This is a genomic window from Bacillus taeanensis (assembly GCF_003318295.1).
Taxonomy (GTDB): domain Bacteria; phylum Bacillota; class Bacilli; order Bacillales; family UBA6769; genus Maribacillus; species Maribacillus taeanensis.
Genome location: NZ_QOCW01000023.1, coordinates 1 through 21,305 on the forward strand (window position 1 = coordinate 1; position 21,305 = coordinate 21,305).

Below are 21,305 nucleotides of genomic sequence, written 5' to 3' on the forward strand. Positions count from 1 at the left end.
GACTAATTGGAGATCCATCAAACAATTTTAAAATTCTCCTTTTATCGGACAAACAGCCTCCATGTAAAGTGGAGGCTGTTTGTTATTCATCATTCAATATGTCAAACTAAACAAAACAATCAGGTTCAAAATGTTAAATTAAAAATTATATTTCGGAATATTAAAAAGCTAAACCCTTGTTTTGATAAGTGTTTGGATGCTTTCTGATGGAATTGATAAGTTTAACAAAGTAGCCTTTTTGTTAAACTCATCCCAACATTAAGATGAAACTCTATATACTATCATTGTTGTATATTATCTCATACCGTTTCGAAGGTCCTGTTGAATAACTTCGATCATACGTGCAGCGACTTTCTCCTCAATCAAACTGTAATCCTCATGGAGTGCTAAACGCTGGCCTTTATAGGGGAAGTATCCGTGTAAATAATACACACGCTTTTTCCGACCTTTTTCAACGTCTTGAAAAAATTGATCAAGGATTTTTTTCTGGTAAAGCCGGTCATACCTTCGCGCCTTCAACAGGTCGGTCACCGTTTGTTTTCCAATCTCCACATAGTCCTCAAAAATAAATTTTTGAACAAGCTCCCACCACAGTTGAGCACGGGCTTCTTCTTTGGCCTCTTCCAAGGCTTTTTCATCTACTTTCTCATTTACTACTTTTATTGTATATAAATCATTTGAGTTCCCTGCAGCATGAATGACATCTATCAATCCTGGAGCTTTTGAAATCAAAAATGAACGCAGATCCTCTTCTTCAATACGCCAACCATCGCGACGCTTTTTAGGAGGGATTCCTTTTAACCTGCCTTGGCGCAGCCACCTGCGAATAACCTCAATGTTATCGGTAATTCCATAACGCTGTAAGACTTGAAAAGCTTCCTCAACCGTATAAGGCATCGCTCTTCTCCTTTCTTTAATACTACGAATGTTGTATATATCCATTATACTACTTTAGTAGTATATGTCCAATGAAAAATGCCAGCACAAGCTGGCATAATAAATCAGATTAACATAATAACCATTTTGTTTAACTCATGAATTCAATTTTTCTTTTCATTAATCCCAGTAAAGATTAGAACCGATTAATCATTTCTTTTTTCCATTATCCATTATATTAAAAGAGGTCATATTATTGCTTAACTATACTTTCTCTGCTAGTTCCACCTTATCATGAGTTGATTCTATAAAATAGGCACGTCCAGCATTTCCGTACGTAAATAAAGAGTGTGTACTCACTTTATCCTTATTTTTATTTCTGACCCCTCTAAGTAATGCCCCTTCTGTTATACCAGTTGCTGAAAAGAAACACTGGTTAGACTTTACAAGATCGTCCATTTTTAATGAAACTTCTGGATTGGAAATTCCCATTTTCAAACATCTATTATATTCATCATCATTATTTGGCAACAGTTGTCCTTGAAGTTCTCCTCCTAGACACTTTAAAGCCACTGCAGAAACAACACCTTCAGGTGCCCCTCCAATTCCTACAAACATATCAATTCCGGTTCCTTCTATCGCAGTCGCAATTGCACAAGTTACGTCAACATCACTAAATAAACAAATACGAGCACCTGCTTCCTGTACTTCCTTGATGATTTTTTTATGTCTTTCTCTATCTTGAACCATTACTGTAAGGTCTGAAACTTTTTTCCCGTTAGCTTCTGCCACAATTTTCATATTTTCTAAAAGAGGAGCATCTATATTGATTTTTCCGGCTGCATTCCTTCCTACTGCAATTTTTTTCATATACATATCAGGTGCATGTAAAAGACTTCCTCTAGACGCAGCTGCAATAACTGATATGGAATTCCCCTGACCACTTGCAATTAAATTTGTTCCATCTAATGGATCCACTGCTATATCTAATTTAGGACCATTTTTCGTCCCGACCTCTTCACCAATATATAACATTGGAGCTTCATCTAATTCTCCTTCTCCTATAACAACAACAGCATTTATATCAAGAGCATTTAACCTTGAACGCATCGCCGTAGTAGCTGCAGCATCTGCCTCATTTTTCTGTCCCCGTCCAACCCATGGCATTGACGCAACGGCTGCATATTCTGTAACACTTAAAAAATCAAATAGCAAATGATCCATAATAACCTCTCCCTTTTTCAAAATAACTAATAAAGAAAACCCTTGTTGACTTTACTTTAAGGATATTAATAAGGAAATTGATCATGGAGATTTTCTCTAACCAATCAATTAATTACTCCTTTATCCGTCGTGTAATCTAACAAGGGTTGACAAATATTAAATAATAAAATAATTATTAACTTTTACTTTACTAATGTATTGATATAATCTGAAAATCCTCTAAAAAACAATGCACCGACAGTTGCACCAGGATCTTGATGCCCAATGGATTTCTCTAAATAACGTCCAGCTCTTCCATGTTGTGATTGCATTTGTTTAGTATTAGTCATTCCTTCTTCAGCTGCTTTATAAGCTTCTGTAATCGCTTCCTCTAAAGAACTTCCATTTTTATTTGCATTTTCAATAGCTGCATATGCCGGATGGAGAGAATCAAGTATTGTTTTATCACCTACTTCAGCTTTTCCTCGTTCTCTAATACCATCGACCATTGCCTTTACAGCAGTTGATAAATCTTCAAGTGTTAGCTCTGTTTTACCTTGTGATATTTTACCAGATCTCATAAGCGCAGTTGCAACCAATGTTCCCATTGTGGAAGCAGCAGCATTTGCCATTTCTAATCCACTTTGCATAAGTAATACGCCAATATCTTCCTCAGGTACATTTGGCAAATGATTTTTTATTGCTTTAAACCCTTTAGACATCGTTAGCCCTATATCACCATCCCCCAAAGCACCGTCCAACTTACATAAATAATCTTTATTTTCATCCATGATTTCACTAATTTTTGAAAGTATGTTTTTAATATCATCAATCGTTAACACCGTTTTCATTGACAACCACTCCTATATAATAATTTTTTATTTAATTTTGAGAAAAAAATGGCGTATCAAATGGCGCATCAAGTAATTCTTGAAGTTCATCATCCAACTTTAAAATAGAGACTGAAAGTCCTACCATTTCTAAAGAAGTTGCAAATTCACCAATATAACGGCTGTATACATGAATCCCTTTTTCTTCTAAGAGTTTGTGAACTTTTCGATACACGATGTATAATTCTTCAAGTGGTGTTGCACCTAATCCATTTATTAAAACAGAAACATCATTACCTGCAGAAACTGGCATATCTGCTAAAATAGAATTTACAAGTGTTTCAGCAATTGAATCAGCCGATTCTAATTCTCCTGTCTTGACCCCAGGCTCCCCATGAATACCCATACCAATCTCCATTTTACCTTCTTCTATATGAAATGTCGGACGACCAACAGCAGGTAATGTACAAGGTGATAATGCAACACCCATTGTTCGAATGGACTTATTTGCTTTTTCAGCAATCCTTTTTACTTCTTCTAAACTCGCACCAGTTTCAGCTTTTGCCCCTGCTAATTTATACATATAAAACATTCCTGCAACACCGCGACGTTTCTCTTCCTGTCCTTTAGGCATCGAAGCGACATCATCAGTTGAAACAACACTTTCTACTTGTATCCCTTCCATATCGGCTAATTCCGAAGCCATATCAAAATTCATCACATCTCCACCATAATTACCAAATAAATTTAATACCCCTTTACCACTATTAACAGCACGAATTACATCAAGCATTTGTTGAGAACTAGGAGATTGAAAGATATCTCCTACTGCAACCCCATCAAGCATTCCCTTCCCAACATACCCTAGAAACAAAGGTAAATGGCCTGATCCTCCTCCAGTAACAATACCAACTTTATCCTTAACAGGTGCATCAACGCGAATAAGTGACCGGTTATCTTTACGAATACTCTTAAGCTTGTTTGAATGTGCTAAAAGTAACCCTTCAAGCATTTCATCAACAACATTTTCCGGATTGTTCATAATTTTTTTCATTGTATAAGTTTGTTCTGACATAAAATCTCCTCCTAGTACTAATTAAATATTTTTATTTCTTGTTTCCATAAGAATCAATTAACGCTGCTAAAAGAATAACAGCCCCCATAATCAGTCCCTGATAATGAGCAGAAATATTCATTAAATTCATTCCTGTATTAATTACATTAATTAAAAGTACGCCAATCACCGTACCAAAGATAGTTCCACGTCCACCCATTAAACTTGAGCCACCGATAACAACAGCAGCAATCGCCATTAACTCTAAATTTGTTCCGGCTAATGGTGAACCTGATCCTAGCCTAGCAGTCATCAGAATGCCAGCGATTCCCGATAAAAGACCCGCAATGATATATACCATCATTTCAATACGCTTGACATTAATACCAGATAATTCAGCTGCTTTCTTGTTGTTTCCAATTGCATACACTTGTCTCCCAAAGAGTGTATATTGTAAAACATAGTGACCAATAATAAAAACAATAATCGGAATTATTATCATTATCGGAATACCAATAACTTCACCTGTACGTAAGAATTTGAAAAACGCATTATCATAAATAGAAATTGTTTGCGCATCTGTATAGACTAGTGCAACTGATCTTGCTGCCGCCATCATACCCAAAGTGACAATAAAAGGAGCCATTTTAAATTTTGTAATAAAAAATCCGTTAATCCCACCACTTAGTGCCCCTATTACTACACCAGCTAATAAAACAATTACTAACGGAAAACCATTGCTTACCAATCCCGCTACAATAACACTTGAAAGTCCCAACACCGAACCTACCCCAAGATCAATTCCTGCTGTAATAATAACGTAAGTCATACCAATTGCAACTACACCCATGATCGCACTTTGAAGAAAGATATTTTTAATATTCTCAATATCTAAAAAACGTTCTGTTGTAAGTGATAAAATCGCACAAACAATAACCAATGCTAGTAATACTTTGTTTTTTAACAAAGCTTGTAATGCACTTTTTCCAACACTCATTCCACTTAAATTTCTCCCAACTGATCGTTCACTTACGACTTCGACCTGATCAGTATAAATATGCGCCTCTTTTTTTCTTTCCATCCGTCACACTCCTTTCGTTGAAGCAATCATAATTTTTTCAGAAGTTGCTTCTTCTTTCTTAAAGTCCCCCGTAATTTTCCCATGTGCCATAACAATCACACGGTCACTTAAACCTAAAACCTCTGGTAGCTCAGAAGAGACAATAATAATTGAAGTACCACTTGTCGCTAATTCATTAATAATTTTATAGATTTCTTTTTTTGCTCGGATATCAATTCCTCTTGTCGGCTCGTCTAATATTAAAATTTCTGGCTTCGTTTCTAACCATTTCCCAATAATGGCTTTTTGTTGATTTCCACCACTTAAATTTGACAAATCAACTTTTGAATTTGGTGCTTTAATTTCCAATTTCCGAATGTAATTGTTAGCGATTTCATTTTCCTTTTTAAAGCGAATATTTTTTAAAAACCCAACAATATCTTTTAATGTAACAATGGAAATATTTTGAGCCACTGAAAAACCGCTAATCATTCCTTCATACCTTCGGTCCTCTGGTACAAAACCAATCTTTAATTTAATTGCGTCTCTTGTTGATTGAATATTTACTGTTTTTCCATGTACGAAAATTTCACCTTTATCTTTTTTTCGATAACCAAAAATTGTTTGCATTACCTCCGTTCTGCCTGCTCCCATTAATCCTGAAAACCCCAATATTTCCCCTTTGTGAAGCTTAAAAGAAACATTTTCTATATGATCTTTTACTGTTAAATTCTTCACTTCTAAAATTACGTCTTCACTATTTTCTCCAATTCTTTCAGGATAAACTTGTGTGAGTTCTCTTCCAACTAGCATTTTCACAATATCAGCTGGAGTAAGTTTATCAGCTGCGCCTTGTCCTGCATTTTGACCATCTCGAAGAACAACAACACGATCACAAATTTCATAAATCTCTTCCATACGGTGTGAAATATAAATGATAGCTATTCCTTTTTTCTTTAGTGATCGAATAATTTCAAATAGTTTCTCAGTTTCATTTTCTGTAATTGCAGAAGTTGGTTCATCCATAATAAGAATTTTTGAATTAAAAGATAAAGATTTAGCAATTTCAACTAATTGCTGTGAAGCAACACTTAAATCTTCAACAATTGCCCTTGGATTAATATCGAATCCTAGATCTTGAAGTAATATTTCAGCATCATGAAACAATTTTTTCCTATCAAGATTTATCCCTTTACGTGGCAAAGAATGTATAAATATATTTTCAGCAACTGTTAAATAAGGTAAAAGATTAAGTTCCTGATGAATGATACTAATGCCAACATTTTGTGAATCTTTCGTGCTAGTTAATACTATTTTATTTCCTTCAAACCAAATTTCCCCTTGATCAGGTGTATAGATTCCACTAAGCACCTTCATAAGTGTTGATTTTCCTGCACCGTTCTCTCCTAAAAGACCTATTATTTCGCCACTATGAATTTCAAAATTGACAGAATCTAAAGCTTTTACACCTGGAAACTCTTTCGATATATTTTTCATAGATAATAAAGCGTTTGACATTTAGATCACCCCCTATATGGTTTGAGAAGGGGATAAGTTACATCCCCTTTCAATTTACAAATAAATTATTTAGCTTTTAATTCTTTAGCCCATAGTTCTTCAGTATCGATATTTTCCTTTGTTACAAGAAAGTTTCTCGTATAAGTATGATCCTCTACCTCTTCACCATTTAAGTATTGTTTCACATAATCTACACCCATCTCACCCATTTTAATAGGAATTTGTGAGATCGTAGCATCTATTCTACCGTTTTCAATTGCTTGAATTGCTTGGCGATTACCATCAATTCCAATAATTATAATGTGCTCCTTATCATCAATTGGCTTAAATCTTCCAGCCTGTTCAATTGCATTGGCAGCACCTACAGAATTGTCATCGTTATGCCCAAATACTGCATCAATTTCACCATGTGCTTGCAATATATTTGTCATTACATTCAGCGCTTTTTCTTGATTAAAATCTGCTGGTTGACGAGCAATAATTTCAATATTAGGATACTTTGATTCCATTTGTTCATTAAATCCTTGTCCACGATCTCTAGCAGCCGTTGTACCTTGTAAACCTTGAAGTTCAACTACTTTTCCTTTATATTCGCCGTAACGTTCCTTTAACTTTTCAGCAATAAAATCTGCTGACTTACGTCCCATTTCCACATTGTCTGTCTCTAGAAATGACAGCAATTCACCGGCACTAGATCCTCTATCTAATGCTATTACAGGAATATTAGCTTCATTAGCCTTCTCAATAGCCGGAACAATCGCTTCAGCATCTTGAGGGTTTACCAATATAGCACGAACACCTTGTTGAATTAAATCTTCGATATCTGCAATTTGTTTTGCGGTATCATTATTTGCATTAGCACTAATTAGTTCAAATCCATTCTGTTCAGCACCTTGTTCAACACCTTGGTTTAATGCCACAAAGAAGTCAATGTTCTGCGTTGAATTAGATAAACCAATCTTGATCTTTCCATCATCCGAAGAAGAGCCATTATCATTTGTATTACTACTTGACGTTTCTTCACTGGAACTACATGCAGCAGCAAACATAACTAAAGCTAACATCATGACAGATAGTAAAATTTTTTTCATTTTGAAAATCCCCCCAATTTACTGAATGTTTACATATGAATGAAGAAATGAAGCGATCTTAACAGTTAAACAATGAAACGTCTGACAATCACCTCCTCAAATTTCATAAACATCATGAACATGTAGTCTATTAAATAGTTAACTTATTACTCGAATTACCAATTATAATTTCAGGTTGAATGATATATTTCCTAGGTTCATTTTGGAATTGTTTTTTAATTTTACTAAAAAGAACATCTACTGCAACTTGTCCTATTTTATCCGGATTTTCCTTAGCTATAGTAACTTTAGGTCGGAATATATCAAACGGATCAACCTCTCCAAAACCAATAATATCTATGTCTTCTGATATTTGTAATCCCAGTTGCCATGCGGCTCTAACTGCACCGGCCAAGAAGTTGGGATTAGTTGCAAAAATACCTTCTGGTTTTTTCACCTGTAAAAAACCAGCTATTTTTTCTGTTATTTTATTAATATCCCATCTATTATTTAGTTCTAATAAAGTTTGCTTACTACGATCAAGACCAAGGGAAGTGATTGCCAGCTTTATACCATTTAAACGCTCTTCTTCTATCGAATTAGCAGAAGAACCATGTATAAAAAAGAGTTTACGATGACCTTTATCGTATAAATGTTGGACAAGTTGGGTAGCAGTATCTTTGTTTTCATGCATCACTATATCAAAATTAGCTCCTTCAATTTTTCTCTCTATTAATACCACTGGAATTGAAGTTGGTATTTCTACATCGTCAAGATTATTACCTGTAGGATACATGATAATGCCGTCTACCCTTTTTTCAATTAACCACTGCAATGTAGGGACTTCACGTTTTGAATCATAATGGTTGAAACAAAAAATAATTTTATATCCCATCATTGAAGTTACCCGTTCAATGGACTTCATAATTTTCATTAAATAAATTTCTTCCGTATCAGGAAGAATTACTCCTATAATGTTTGTTTTGGAGTTTTTTAAACTTCTAGCAATACCATTTGGTTTGTAGTTTAATAAAGAAATTGCTAATAAAACACGTTCTCTAATTTGATCACTTACATATCCTGATTTATTAATTACTTTTGATACTGTCCCTACTGATACACCTGCTGCCTTTGCTACATCTTTTATTGTTGTATTAATAAGATCACCCCTCAGTGAAACGTTTCATTCTATTTTCAAAAAAATTTATTTTAAAATTGATGTTATAATTCCTAATGAAACGTTTCATTCTTGTTGAAATGAAAATATATTTGTTACTAAACAAATATTATACCGATACATGAATCATTTTATTTGAAGTTAACCCTATTATTTAAAGCGTTTTCATAAATATTCTTTAAAAAAGTCTTTGATTAATAATTAAAAACTTAATGAAACGTTTCATTCCATAAGGAATATGTTTCCTTTGTTAGAATATACTACATTAAATAAAAAATATCAACATTATTTTCTTAATTTTCAAAAAATATTTAATCTGTTAATTTTACTATTTTTCAGATTCAAAAATGTACGCGTTCTATTATGTAATACCTGTTTTTATATTCAATTCAACTGTATTAATTGTAAAGTAAATTCAAGGGTTCTGGTGCAAACATAATGTGAACTTGAAAAAACTAATAGGATTCCTAACGAAATACTAATTTATGCTGTTAATCCAAACAGTTCATGGATACAATTCACTTGATTTTGGACAGACTTCCTCCTTGGAACGTTTGTCCTTTTTTGATCATGTGCATAACTTCAACCCCCGCAATAATCCGTTTGGCATTCTGAAAGGATTTTAAACCAAGCATCGTTCGAATACGCTTTTTAGGCGGTATTCCCTTTAATTTCCCCTGAAGTAGCCACCTGCGAACGACCTCGATGTTATCGGTAATTCCATAATAATGTAAGCCCTTAATTAAATGCTTCTTCGACCGTATAAGGAATGCCAAGCCTCCTCTATTATATACTACGATAGTTGTATATATTCAATGAGAAGGTTGATCTCCTATTATCGGATCAACCTTCTTATTCTATCAGACTAGTATTATCCATAAGAACATTGTCACAATGATCGTGGTTATACCTTGTAAAAGTGTTGCTGCTGTTTGTGCTTTATAAGCATCTGTTACTTTCATTCCACTAAATTCCGTAATAACCCAGAAGAAACTATCATTTACATGACTTACCGTCATTGCACCAGCTCCAACAGCCATTACGACTAATGCTAGAGGAACTGCTCCTTCAATACCCATAGCTGGTAGCATTGGTGCAATAAGAGAAGACGTAATAACGAGTGCTGCTGTAGAAGAACCTTGAGCCGTTTTTAGGGCTGCTGCAATGATGAATGGAACAAGGAGGAACATCACACCAGTAAACAAATCTCCCGTTGCCCAGCCTTGAATTATGTCTGCAATCGACGTGTTTTTAATGACTCCACCAAATGCACCACCTGCACCTGTAATTAATAAAATAGGCGCTGAATCCGCTATACCCTTACCGATCCAGCCTGTTAATGTTTCCTCATCAAACTTTGGAAGAAGAGCAAAAGACGCAAAAATACCGATAATTAAAGCAACAACAGGAGATCCTAGGAAAATGAAAATTTTTCCAATTCCCCCTTCCATACCCATGAATTTCACGAAAGAGCCAACTGCGATTAACACAATCGGGAAGACAATCGGGAAAAAGGATTTGAAGGCAGAAGGCATTTCACCGAATGATTTTATGATTTCATCATAATTTAGTTCTTCGCCGTCTTCTTCAACTTCAATTTTAGCCCCTACTTTCGTTGCCCAAAGATACCCAACGATTACAGCAGGAATAGCAACGAAGAGGCCAATTAAAATGATCGTTCCTAGGAAATCACTAGCCCCAATATTTCCCGCTGCAGCAATCGGCCCGGGTGTTGGAGGAACCAAGGTATGCGTCGCATATAATCCTGTCGCAAGTGCTACTGACATGGAAGCAACTGCAACCTTTGCACGCTTAGCTAATGCTTTTTTCAAACTTGACAGAATCACGAAAGCAGAATCACAAAAAACCGGAATCGAAACAATATAGCCGATTAAAGACATTGCAAGTTGTGGCCTTTTTGGACCAACAACCCGTAGGACAACTTCAGCCATACGAAGCGCTGCTCCAGACTTTTCAAGAATTGTACCAATAATGGTACCAGCAACAATGACTATACCGATATACCCCATTAATCCGCCAAAACCATTGTTTACATTTTCAACAACCTTATCTAGCGGCATTCCTGATGCAATTCCGATAAAAAATGCACCTAACAAAAGTGATAAGAATGGATGAAGCTTCAATTTTGCTGTTGCCACTACTACTAGAACAACACCTACTATTAAAATAGCAAATAACATTACATTCCCCCCTAGTCATTAATCTTACTATTTCTTTGTCTCTACCGGACTAACAGAAGCCAAATACGCACGCAATACTTGCTCAGCACTAGACGTAAGCAGTTCAGCTCCCTTCTCCATCGCTTCCTGCAATGAAATTGGAGCGCTTACAATACTGTGTATACTGTTGATACCATATTGATAGAGTGTGTCAATCCCTTTCCCAATAGAACCTGCTAGAACAAAAACAGGAATTCCGTACTTCTGTGCCTCCTGTGCCACACCCATCGGTGTTTTTCCAGAAGCTGTTTGAAAATCGATTTGACCTTCTCCTGTAAAAACAAGATCAGCTCCAGCCAGCCTTTCCCCAAGTTTCGTATACTCGATCACAATATCAATACCACGTCTTGTCACCGCAGGGAAAAAGGCCTGAAATGCCCCGCCTATTCCACCAGCTGCACCAGCTCCCGGTTTGTCGTGTAGACGCACTCCTGTTTTTGATTCGACAAGATTAGCCCAGCCTGTCAAGTATGTGTCCAAGATTTCCACTGTCTCTGGAGTAGCCCCTTTTTGCGGACCAAACACATATGATGAACCATGGGGACCAATTAATGGATTCTGAACATCAGATGCGATCACAAATTTGGTATCGGAAACACGCGGATCAAAATCACAATCATTTATCTCAGCAATACGCTGGAGTTCACGCGCTCCAAGTCCGACTGGATTTCCTTCTGCATCCAACAGCTTCATTCCAAGCGCCTGAAGCATACCGATTCCACCATCATTCGTCGCACTTCCCCCAACAGCTAAAATAATTCTCCTACACCCATCATCTAGTGCTTTTTTAATCAGTTCACCAGTCCCGTATGTTGTTGTGATCATTGGATCCCTCTGCTCAGATGGAATTAGACATAACCCAGAAGCACTGGCCATCTCAATAACACACGTTTTCTGGTCACCTAAAATTCCGTACTCTGCTTTTACCGGTGCATGTAGAGGTCCAGTCACTGAAAATTCAACCTTTTTTCCGCTGGTCGCCAAAACCAAGCTATTCATTGTTCCTTCTCCACCATCTCCAACCGGTATCAAATGCGTATCCGCTTTCGGTAGCACTTTTTTGATCCCTTGTTCAATAGCGACTGAAGCTTGCCAAGCGGACAAACTCCCCTTAAATGAATCAGGTGCAATCACAATTTTCATAATACCCACCCCTATTTAAAGCGCTTACATACTTGTACTTAAATTATACTCAGAGAACAGCAGAAAATCATCGTTTACAGTATATAAAAAACTTGTATAATTTTTCATTATTTTTGTTTACTATATACATATACTTACCATTTTATTTTTTAAGGACGGTTGAAATGATGCTTACAAAAGAAATTGCGATTGAGATAGTAAAGGAAACAATGATGCGGTTAAACAGAAATATCAATATTATGGATCATATGGGGAAAATTATTGCTTCAGGGGATCCTGACCGTGTTGAACAGCTGCATGAAGGGGCTTTGGAAGTGCTTCGTACCGGAAAAACGATAATCCTAAGAGAGAACAATCTTCATCAATGGGAAAAATCATTACCAGGAATTAACCTCCCAATTGAATTCCAAAACCAAATAATTGGTGTAATTGGTATAACTGGGGAACCAGAAGAAATTATGGAGTTTGGCGAACTTGTCAAAATGATTACGGAAATGATGATAAGTCAATCTTTTTTGGCTTCCAGACTAGAATCAAAACAGAGAATGAAAGAGCTTGTTTTTGAAAGTATAATTCAACCGAAACCAAACCAAGAAGTCATTCAACAAAGACTGAATCTACTGGGTATCCATTTACAACCCCCATACCAAGTAGGATTATTGGAGATTGGCGAAACCCGAGTTGAAAAATTGAACCTCATTAAAATGCTGGAAGAAATCCTTGGCTGGAAAGACTCACTAATTGGTTTTTTTAGTGTTAATCGGCTGTTTATTCTATTTTCAGGAAAAACAGAAACGGGATTAAAACGGAGATTGGAAGAAATGCAAGCTGTTCTGAAAAGTAAAAGCATCCCTTTCCGTATAGGACTTGGAACACCCGTATTAGAGCAAGGAAATATCCATAATTCCCTCGAAGAGTCAAAATGCGCATTATTGATTGGGGGAGATTTGGACCAGAAGCTTATTTCTTATGAAGAGATTGAAATAAGAGCCCTTATAGGTACGCTCGACAAACATGCCAAGCATAAATTTATCAACCGTTTATTAAACCATGTACCCGATAAGATGATTGAGACATTAGAAGCTTTTTTTTCCAACAACCTAAACATTGGAGAAAGTGCGAATAAACTGTATATTCATCGTAATACTTTCATTTATCGAATCAAAAAGATTAAGGAGGATACAGGATATGATCCACAAGTATTCGAAGATGCTGTAGCCCTGCAACTGGCGATATGGATCCACCAGATGAGCAAGACAGAAACCCATTAGATATTATGACGTCTCCATGAATTAAGCATTTCGCTAAGGCTTTTCCGAGAGTTTCGCCATAGAAACTGAAACATTCATACTAAACAATATGGCGACAAAAGCAAAGTCAATTGGTGCTAAGGTTGAAATCGTCCAATCGCTAATATCCAACCAATATCCGATGCTGAGAGTTCTTTTTCTTTTAAAAAGATTGGTAGGAAACTAACAATTATAATAGCGGTAGAATGAAAGAAAAATAGAAGAGTTCGTAAAATATGAATAGATTGTGGTTGAATCATACTTTGTTCTCCTTACTACATTGTATTGAAGGTCATTATCAGCAAATAGTTCATAAAAAAAGAGAGGGATGATCCCCTCTTTTATGTAATCATCAAGGATAGACTCGTTCCACAACAGGTGATATGACAGCTTCATTTACAACAAAGCGAGGATCCTGTGTAACCATGTGGAGGAGAAATTGCCCACAATCTTCTGGATCTAAAAATTCCAAATTTCGTTCTGCATGCCAATTCGTATCCATTCCACCAGGATAAATAACAGAACAACGAATATTGTGCGGCTTTCCTTCTCCATTTAACGCTTGTGTAAATCCTGTTAAGGCAAATTTTGAAGCACAATATGCTGTCGCATTCGGCCATCCTTTTCTTCCTGCCACTGAAGAAATATTGATGATATATCCTGAATTCTGCTGCTTCATATGCGGAAACACAGCTTTTGATGTATAAAACACCCCATTTAAATTAACACCAATCACTTTATTCCATTGTTCTGCTGTTAATTCTTCTATTGAACCTGGGTAATCGATGCCGGCACTATTAATAAGAACATCCACTTTTCCAAATGTTTCAATCGTTTGTTCAACTAAATACTGTACTTGTTCATGATCAGAAACATCTGTTGCAACTGCAAGTACATCTCCTTCTGCATCCTGCAATTCACTTGCTACTTTTTCAAGATTTTCTTTCGTACGGGCAGCAATGACAACATTCCATCCGTTATGGGCAAAAACTTTAGCTGTTCCTTTACCAAGTCCGTCACTTGCCCCAGTAATAATCGCGACTTTCCTCTCCACTACTATCACCTCTTTTTTATTTAGAACACTGACTAACAAAATCTTTTATTTTTTATCATCTCACTGTTTGTGGATGATCACTGCTTATCATTTCTAAATCGGCAGCCTTTGCATTTAACTCCACCTGTTCAACATTTTTACATCCTGGAATGACACTTGTTACGGCAGGGTGCTGCAAGCACCAAGCAAGGGCCCATTGTGCCATATTAACGCCTTCTGGTACTTCTTGACGTTGAATCTCTTCTACAAGCTGGAGCTTTTCTGCTAGTTCCTTCTGATCCTGATTATAACGAACATCATTTTTTCCAAAGACTGTACCTGGTTTATATTTACCACTTAAATACCCGCTTGCAAGTGGTACACGGACAAGAACACCGAGGTTTTGACGCTCACATGATGGGAAGACTCGCTCTTCAGGGATATGATCCAACCGATTATAGACAGCTTGAATGACATCCGCATTCACCTGTGATGCTAAATCTGTTTGATGAATGTTGTCATTACTGCCAATAGAAATTCCTAGATGACGAATTTTTCCTGCTTGCACTTGTTTATCGAGTACTGTCCACAATTCGTCGTTGTTAAACACCTCATCACTACCGGAATGAAATTGATATAGATCAACATAATCTGTACGAAGCGCTTTCAACGAATCGTCTAACTGTTTTAATACTTCTTTCGGTGTCCAATGATCTGTTCGTTCTAGATGACCATGAAAATGGTGACCAAATTTCGTTCCTACAATCCAATCCTCTCTATTCTTCTGAATATAATTCCCAATTAGTGATTCTGATAAATGATCTCCATAGCATTCTGCTGTATCAATAAGATTGATACCTAATTCTTTCGCTCTTTCTAAAATCTCATCAACTTCTTTTTGGGTAAATTCCTTTCCCCATTCACCACCAAACTGCCACGTCCCTACCCCAATCACGGATATGTTTAAATTCGTTCTTCCAAGCTTACGATACTTCATAATATACCTCTCCTCTCAAAAAATGGTCGATTATCGAAAAGTAAAATTAATTCTTATTCTCCTTCATACCGCATGATTCTCTTATAAGTAATGTTGTTTCAAGTACTGTTCGTTTTGAGACTTCTTGTTTTTCTTGCAAAATATCAATGATGAGCGCTGCAGCTTTTTCTCCTAACTGTTCAATTGGCTGCTTAACTGTCGTTAAATTAGGTTCAATAACGGTTGCCATTTCTTGATCATCAAAACCCACAACCGCTAAATCTTTCGGAACCTCAAGCCCCTGTTTTTTTGCTTCTTGAATAACCCCAACCGCTAGTTCATCATTTCCTGCAAAAACAGCTGTTGGATAATCATTCGTATTTAGTAACTCTTTCATATAACGTTTCCCTTGTTGAATCCCAAAAGAATCAAATAAAACCCATTTTTCATTAACTGGTATGTCATAAAACTCTAATGCTTCGCGAAAACCTTTCTCACGATCCCTAGAAATAACCGATTCTTTAGGACCATTGATCATTCCTATCTTCTTATGACCAAGCTTAATTAAATGTTCAACAGCTTGATAGGCGGCTTCTTGATGGTTCACGCTGACAGAAAAAAATAAATTTCCATCATGATATTCTCCTACTAGAATAATGGGCCCAAACGCTGCAAACTTTTTTACTGTTTCGTTAGGATTTCGAAATGTAGTTAATACAATTCCATCTACTTGATTGTTTTCAAGCATTTTAAGATATTGAAGTTCTTTTTTAGAATCATTTTCTGTATTGCACAAGATCACTTGATAATCATGTCCAGCCACTTCACGCTCCATTCCCTGCAGAAGCGCAGCATAATAATTATTGGATATACGTGGTACTAACACAGCAATAAGCTTTGTTTTATTGTTTCGAAGTGTCTGTGCAGCACGACTAGGCTTATAACCAAGCTCTTTCATAGCTGCTAAAATTCTTTGTTTTGTTTCAGGGTCTACTCGTTTACTATTAGTAAGCACCCTTGAAACCGTTGATCTAGATACACCAGCTTTTTTTGCGACGTCTAAAATCGTTGCCATTATTTTCACTCCTGTTACAATCGGGCCTTTAAAGCCTCCATTTCTTTGATGACTGTGTCTTCATAGGTATGTTTTTTACCATCTAAAATGTCTTGTACTTTAACAGGTTGACCGATTGTTGCTGACTCAAGTGCCGCGAAAACAACAGATAACGCTTCCAATCCTTTTTCTGCACTTGAAATAGGCTTTTTTCCATCCATAATAGCTTCTGCTAATTCCACATAGGAATGAGCAAATGGATTTTCTACAACGTCCTGAGCATATTTTTCTACAAGCTCTCTCATTGTTATTACTTTACCACCGTCTAACGAAACGTGTTTACCTGGACGAAGGCATCCTTTCCCACCATAAAACCATGTGCCATTTGTTCGTTCACCATGAACTGCAGATGCACACATCCAGTGTCCTAACCCACCGTTTTCAAATCGAAATACAGTTACAGCTGTATCTTCTCCTGTTGGCTGAATTGTTACCTTTCCATCCGTTAATTCTTTTTCAAAGATTTCTGTATAAGCAAAAATTTCTTTAATGGAACCATTGATTTCTGTAAACATGTGCGCATGATGGACACCATGATCATTGATCCAACCTGCCCCCGCCTTTCCTTTCATATGACGCCAAGGGGTTCCACCAAAAAATCCTCGTTCTGTTACTTCTGTTGTTGCCGCATAGTCGATCGTCAAATGTACTGGTCCAATTAAACCATCTTTTACTGCACGCGCAACGGCTACTGCTTCTGCTCCAAGGACAATCGGCTCCGATACCGTTAAAACCCGGTTGTATTTTTCAGCATCCGCAAGCATTTTTCGTCCAAATGATGGTGAAATCGCTAACGGCTTTTGCATCTGAACATGAACACCTGCAGCAAAGCAATCTTCTGTAATCGTATGATGTAAGTCGTGACTAAGTAAAACCGATACAGCAGTCAGCTCTTCTTTCTCTAACATCTCTCGATAGTCTGTGTAAATCCTAGGGATAGTGCCAAATCTACTTTCTACTTCTTTTGAAAAATTCTCTGCCCTTTCTCTTTGAATATCGCAAACTGCAGTTAATTCAAAGGGGTTTCTTCCTAATTGTTTTAATTCAAATAATCCTTGTAAATGATCCACAGAAATATTTCCACACCCAATAAACGCTAAATTCACCATATTCACTCCCATCATATATTTAACTAAAATAGCTTCCACACGTATTAATACGGTTTCATGGGATCGATCCCACGAAACCATATTAATACACTTACTAATTTATGTCAACAATAAGACCTTGCTGTTCCCTGCTAAAATCACATCTCTTACCCTAATGAATTATTTTTAAAATTTTACAAAACATTCAGCTAATAATTATCTATTATTACAAGAGGCCGATCCTTCGATTATTCAATGAATAAAGACTTTTAATAACTATTGGAGAGTGACACTACACAATAAACTTTCTCTATATGAAATAAAAACACTTAATATCTTACATCCTTCTGTTTATGAAAAAGATGTTATTTCTGAGGAAAAAGCAAGCTTAAGCTGACTCAGTCAACAGAAAATTTTTACACCCATTCATATTTGATTGAATAGGTCAACCTCTGCATTAGCATTAGAATTAGTATAATAACGTGGACACGTCTTAATTAAGTTCTAATCATCAAAATGTGATTAAAATAAAATGGATCAAGATTACCCTTTGATTGCAAAGTTTGAAACCATATTTAAATTATTTATCCAGTCATTTTATATATTTTAAAAAACAAATCCATTATTAGCATGATGAACGACATCAACGTCAGCTACATCCGCCTCCGCTGCTGAAATTTTTACATTAAATTACTCTAGTTCAGCCGAAACTTTTTCAAGATTAGACATAGTTAATCCAACTAATCCGACATTCACGCCTTCTGTTGCTAAAGCAATTGCAGTAACACGTCCAATTCCTCTTCCTGCCCCAGTTATTAAAGTCGTTTTTCCGTTTATTGAAGCCATGTTATCACTCCTCGTAAAAATTGAAAAACAAATCGCTCCTTATTAATAAAGAGCGATTTGTCCTATTTGTTAAATATTTTTTAGAGTCTATTCAAGGTTTGAATGTCTACCATACATTTTCGTAGTATCTATTCCCTTTTTCTCCATGAATCTTAAGATGATTGCATCATAAAAAAGCAACAGCGTTTGCTCAAATAATGAGCCCATTGGTTGTATCGTTTTATAGTCGCCTTCAGACTGATCTTTCGGTGATCCAGGCAGTTTAATTGTGAGATCTGCTAATTTTCCTATCGTAGACTCTGACGAGAGCGTGACCGCTGCAACTTTACCGCCAATGCTTTTTGCTTTTTCAGCTAGGGAAACTAAACTTTTTGTTTCACCAGACCCTGATCCGATGATGAGTATATCATCTTTTTCAAAGTTTGGGGTTACCGTTTCACCTGTTACATACGAATCAATCCCCATATGCATCATTCGCATCGCAAATGATTTTGCCATAAATCCAGATCTGCCAGCACCAGCTACAAAGACCTTTTTTGATGTAAGAATTTCATTAACTAGCTTTTCAGCTTCTTCATCAACGATCAAATCCACTGAATAGCTTAACTCTTTTATGATTTCCTCTAAATAGTGGATTGTATTCATTTTTGCACGAACTTCGACTCATTAATCATTGTTTTCATTTCTTTTGCAGCAGCTTTTTTATTTTCTTGTCCAGTAATACCGCCGCCGACAATAACAAGGTCTGGTTGAGCTTTAATCACTTCTGGCAGTGTTTCTAATTTAATGCCGCCTGCGATTGCAGTTTTCGCATGTTTTACAACACTTTTAATAGTTTGTAAATCTTCAAAAGAGTTTTTTCCAACTGCTTGAAGGTCGTATCCAGTATGCACGCAAATATAGTCTACTCCCATTGCGTCAACTTCTTTAGCGCGTGCAGCAAGGTCTTTTACAGCAATCATATCAACGAGGATCTTTTTGCCTTGTTTTTTTGCTTCTTCAACAGCACCTTTGATTGACATGTCTTCAGCTGCTCCAAGAATTGTTACAATATCAGCACCTGCTTCAGAAGCTTTTATTACTTCATATCCAGCAGCATCCATAATTTTTAAATCTGCTAATACGTTTAAGTTAGGGAATGCTTTCTTCATTTCTTTTACAGCACGAAGACCTTCATTAATCACAACTGGTGTACCGATTTCTACGATATCAATGTGCTCCTCAACTTCTTTTACTAATTCAATCGCCTCAGGGATATTTACTAAATCTAATGCTAATTGTAATTTCATCTATGTTTCACTCCTAATTGTTTTTTTATTTTGCTGCATAGTAAGTAGATAATATGCTTAGTTGTGCAGCTTATATTTCCCGCAGCAATTACTAAATTTTTTTAAAAAAACTGCTACAGTTGTTAGTATAATCTCTACAATAACCTTATGGAAGTACGCACTTTATTTTTACATAGTGTTAAAAAGTATACTATGTGATAAACTATGGAAGCGGAGGTGAAACAAATGGCGAGATTGCACGACAAAACATTTAACTGTGAAAAAGAATTGACCCTTTCTGTTATTGGCGGTAAATGGAAAATGATTATTTTATGGCATTTAGGTAAAGAGGGCACTAAACGATTTAGTGAATTAAAGGCGCTCATACCGGACATTACCCAAAGAATGCTCGTGAACCAATTGCGAGAGCTGGAAGAAGACCGTATTGTTCATCGGGAGGTTTATCCTGTAGTTCCGCCAAAAGTAGAATATTCTTTGACAGAGCATGGAGAAAGTATCATGCCTATACTCGACTCAATGTATCAATGGGGAAAAACTATATGGAGAATGTAATCGGGGACTCTAAAGAAGAAAGTTCCTCCTTATAAAAGAAATATTAGGTGCTTAAAAAAGGTGAGACATCGAAATATGATGTACTCACCTTTTAAATTGAAAATGGCTATTTATTTCTAGCATTAGCTTACTAAAGTAATGGGTACACTTCGGAAACAACAGTTGAAAAAAGTGTATAACAATAATATAAAGTTAACTCTATATACATGATGCTAGACTAAAAAGTGATGCTAGACTAAAAAGTGGACACAGATTGTTATAATAAAATAAATAACAATTTGTGAGGTGTGCCTCTATGGTAAAAGGGAAACAGCAACAAAGTTTTTACTCATAAGCGCTGGTACTGCTACAGATCCAAGTGCCGCTGCAACAAAGCCAGTAATCAAATGAATGATATATCCATTTGGATAGCTTGGGTATTGACGATAATCTTCTTTCAAAGTAAAAAAGCGAGCAAATGTGCCTACAATAATTGCCGTAATGATAATGCGAAGGTCCGCAGCTTGTAATAGTTATTCTCCATCCATAATATCCCCTCATGTCTTTAATTTACCTATTAGTTTGTACCAAGTTATAAAGATTATCCATAGAATGGTATCGTAGTCTCTCCTTCCACATACATAAAAAGTTTTGAAAATCTTAATATAGAATCAGAAAAAACAGCCCCAGAATAACTGGTGCTGCAAACTAATTAATATGATAGAAAACATGATTTATGAAAAAACTCATTAATCCTGTACCAACCTTTGTTTTTCTATAAAGTTAATGTTTTAGAATAAAGTGTAGTCCTATTGGTACGCCAATAACCAATATTATTACTGCAACAGATAAAAGAAAAAACTGCCGCAAGACTAACTTATCGTTTTTAAATTCCTCTTTAAATTCTGAGAAATGATGAAATATATGAAAAAAGGGTAAAAATTTTAAAAACTTCATTTATTAATATT

Annotated in this window: 19 protein-coding genes and 3 pseudogenes; 2 read left to right on the forward strand and 20 right to left on the reverse strand. The window is 36.1% G+C overall.

The annotated features are described in order from the left end of the window. Positions 1 to 294 precede the first annotated feature (294 nt). The 11 genes and pseudogenes from DS031_RS17580 to DS031_RS17635 form a co-directional block, all read right to left on the reverse strand. Positions 295 to 897 carry a MerR family transcriptional regulator gene (locus DS031_RS17580; protein WP_113807372.1) on the reverse strand — a complete coding sequence of 201 codons (603 nt, stop codon included), beginning with the start codon at positions 895 to 897 and terminating at the stop codon, positions 295 to 297. Positions 898 to 1,140: 243 nt separating this feature from the next. Beyond that, positions 1,141 to 2,100 carry a class II fructose-bisphosphatase gene (glpX, locus tag DS031_RS17585; RefSeq protein ID WP_113807373.1) on the reverse strand — a complete coding sequence of 320 codons (960 nt, stop codon included), beginning with the start codon at positions 2,098 to 2,100 and terminating at the stop codon, positions 1,141 to 1,143. A gap of 182 nt (positions 2,101 to 2,282) precedes the next feature. Further along, complete coding sequence (gene dhaL / locus DS031_RS17590) at positions 2,283 to 2,930, reverse strand: dihydroxyacetone kinase subunit DhaL (RefSeq protein WP_113807374.1); 648 nt, start codon at positions 2,928 to 2,930, stop codon at positions 2,283 to 2,285. A 31-nt stretch (positions 2,931 to 2,961) separates the two neighbouring features. After that, on the reverse strand, positions 2,962 to 3,963 hold the full coding sequence (locus tag DS031_RS17595) for a dihydroxyacetone kinase subunit DhaK (protein WP_113807442.1): 1,002 nt from the start codon (positions 3,961 to 3,963) through the stop codon (positions 2,962 to 2,964). Positions 3,964 to 4,015: 52 nt separating this feature from the next. Continuing rightward, positions 4,016 to 5,044, reverse strand: a complete 1,029-nt coding sequence (locus DS031_RS17600; protein ID WP_245947519.1) for an ABC transporter permease — start codon at positions 5,042 to 5,044, stop codon at positions 4,016 to 4,018. 3 nt (positions 5,045 to 5,047) lie between these two features. Further along, positions 5,048 to 6,541, reverse strand: a complete 1,494-nt coding sequence (locus DS031_RS17605) for a sugar ABC transporter ATP-binding protein (protein WP_113807375.1) — start codon at positions 6,539 to 6,541, stop codon at positions 5,048 to 5,050. A gap of 65 nt (positions 6,542 to 6,606) precedes the next feature. Beyond that, on the reverse strand, positions 6,607 to 7,632 hold the full coding sequence (locus tag DS031_RS17610; protein ID WP_113807376.1) for a substrate-binding domain-containing protein: 1,026 nt from the start codon (positions 7,630 to 7,632) through the stop codon (positions 6,607 to 6,609). Between the two features lie 130 nt (positions 7,633 to 7,762). After that, complete coding sequence (locus tag DS031_RS17615; protein WP_342767264.1) at positions 7,763 to 8,785, reverse strand: LacI family DNA-binding transcriptional regulator; 1,023 nt, start codon at positions 8,783 to 8,785, stop codon at positions 7,763 to 7,765. Positions 8,786 to 9,271: 486 nt separating this feature from the next. After that, positions 9,272 to 9,441, reverse strand: a pseudogene (locus tag DS031_RS24280) (IS6 family transposase); the annotation flags it as partial. A gap of 207 nt (positions 9,442 to 9,648) precedes the next feature. Next, positions 9,649 to 10,989: a GntP family permease gene (locus DS031_RS17630; RefSeq protein ID WP_113807378.1), complete on the reverse strand. Its 1,341-nt coding sequence runs from the start codon at positions 10,987 to 10,989 to the stop codon at positions 9,649 to 9,651. A gap of 27 nt (positions 10,990 to 11,016) precedes the next feature. Beyond that, positions 11,017 to 12,171, reverse strand: a complete 1,155-nt coding sequence (locus DS031_RS17635; protein WP_113807379.1) for a glycerate kinase family protein — start codon at positions 12,169 to 12,171, stop codon at positions 11,017 to 11,019. 164 nt (positions 12,172 to 12,335) lie between these two features. Between DS031_RS17635 and DS031_RS17640 the strand changes: the two genes are divergently transcribed. Beyond that, positions 12,336 to 13,442 carry a CdaR family transcriptional regulator gene (locus tag DS031_RS17640; protein WP_113807380.1) on the forward strand — a complete coding sequence of 369 codons (1,107 nt, stop codon included), beginning with the start codon at positions 12,336 to 12,338 and terminating at the stop codon, positions 13,440 to 13,442. A gap of 116 nt (positions 13,443 to 13,558) precedes the next feature. On the opposite strand, the gene DS031_RS23810 is transcribed toward DS031_RS17640, so the two are convergent. From DS031_RS23810 to hxlA, 8 genes and pseudogenes are all read right to left on the reverse strand, one after another. Then, positions 13,559 to 13,720, reverse strand: coding sequence for a hypothetical protein (locus DS031_RS23810; RefSeq protein WP_181833220.1), 162 nt, complete (start codon positions 13,718 to 13,720; stop codon positions 13,559 to 13,561). Positions 13,721 to 13,812: 92 nt separating this feature from the next. Next, complete coding sequence (locus DS031_RS17645; protein ID WP_181833221.1) at positions 13,813 to 14,514, reverse strand: SDR family oxidoreductase; 702 nt, start codon at positions 14,512 to 14,514, stop codon at positions 13,813 to 13,815. Positions 14,515 to 14,569: 55 nt separating this feature from the next. After that, positions 14,570 to 15,490, reverse strand: a complete 921-nt coding sequence (locus DS031_RS17650; protein ID WP_113807382.1) for an aldo/keto reductase — start codon at positions 15,488 to 15,490, stop codon at positions 14,570 to 14,572. A gap of 46 nt (positions 15,491 to 15,536) precedes the next feature. Beyond that, on the reverse strand, positions 15,537 to 16,544 hold the full coding sequence (locus DS031_RS17655; RefSeq protein WP_113807383.1) for a LacI family DNA-binding transcriptional regulator: 1,008 nt from the start codon (positions 16,542 to 16,544) through the stop codon (positions 15,537 to 15,539). Between the two features lie 14 nt (positions 16,545 to 16,558). Further along, a complete protein-coding gene (locus DS031_RS17660) occupies positions 16,559 to 17,773 on the reverse strand; it encodes a Gfo/Idh/MocA family protein (protein ID WP_113807384.1) in 1,215 nt (404 codons plus the stop codon). Positions 17,774 to 18,298: 525 nt separating this feature from the next. After that, positions 18,299 to 18,517, reverse strand: a pseudogene (locus tag DS031_RS17665) (SDR family NAD(P)-dependent oxidoreductase); the annotation flags it as partial. 87 nt (positions 18,518 to 18,604) lie between these two features. Further along, positions 18,605 to 19,162 (reverse strand): 6-phospho-3-hexuloisomerase, encoded by a 558-nt coding sequence (gene hxlB / locus DS031_RS17670; protein ID WP_113807386.1) that lies wholly within the window; start codon positions 19,160 to 19,162, stop codon positions 18,605 to 18,607. Continuing rightward, entirely contained in the window at positions 19,159 to 19,806 is a 648-nt protein-coding gene (hxlA, locus tag DS031_RS17675) for a 3-hexulose-6-phosphate synthase (RefSeq protein ID WP_113807387.1), read from the reverse strand. The genes hxlB and hxlA overlap by 4 nt, the downstream gene beginning before the upstream one ends. A gap of 225 nt (positions 19,807 to 20,031) precedes the next feature. On the opposite strand from hxlA, the pseudogene hxlR reads away from it, so the two are divergent. Then, positions 20,032 to 20,393, forward strand: a pseudogene (gene hxlR, locus DS031_RS17680) (transcriptional activator HxlR). 258 nt (positions 20,394 to 20,651) lie between these two features. Here hxlR and DS031_RS17685 read toward each other — a convergent pair. Next, positions 20,652 to 20,846 (reverse strand): YIEGIA domain-containing protein, encoded by a 195-nt coding sequence (locus tag DS031_RS17685; protein WP_342767265.1) that lies wholly within the window; start codon positions 20,844 to 20,846, stop codon positions 20,652 to 20,654. Positions 20,847 to 21,305: the final 459 nt, after the last annotated feature.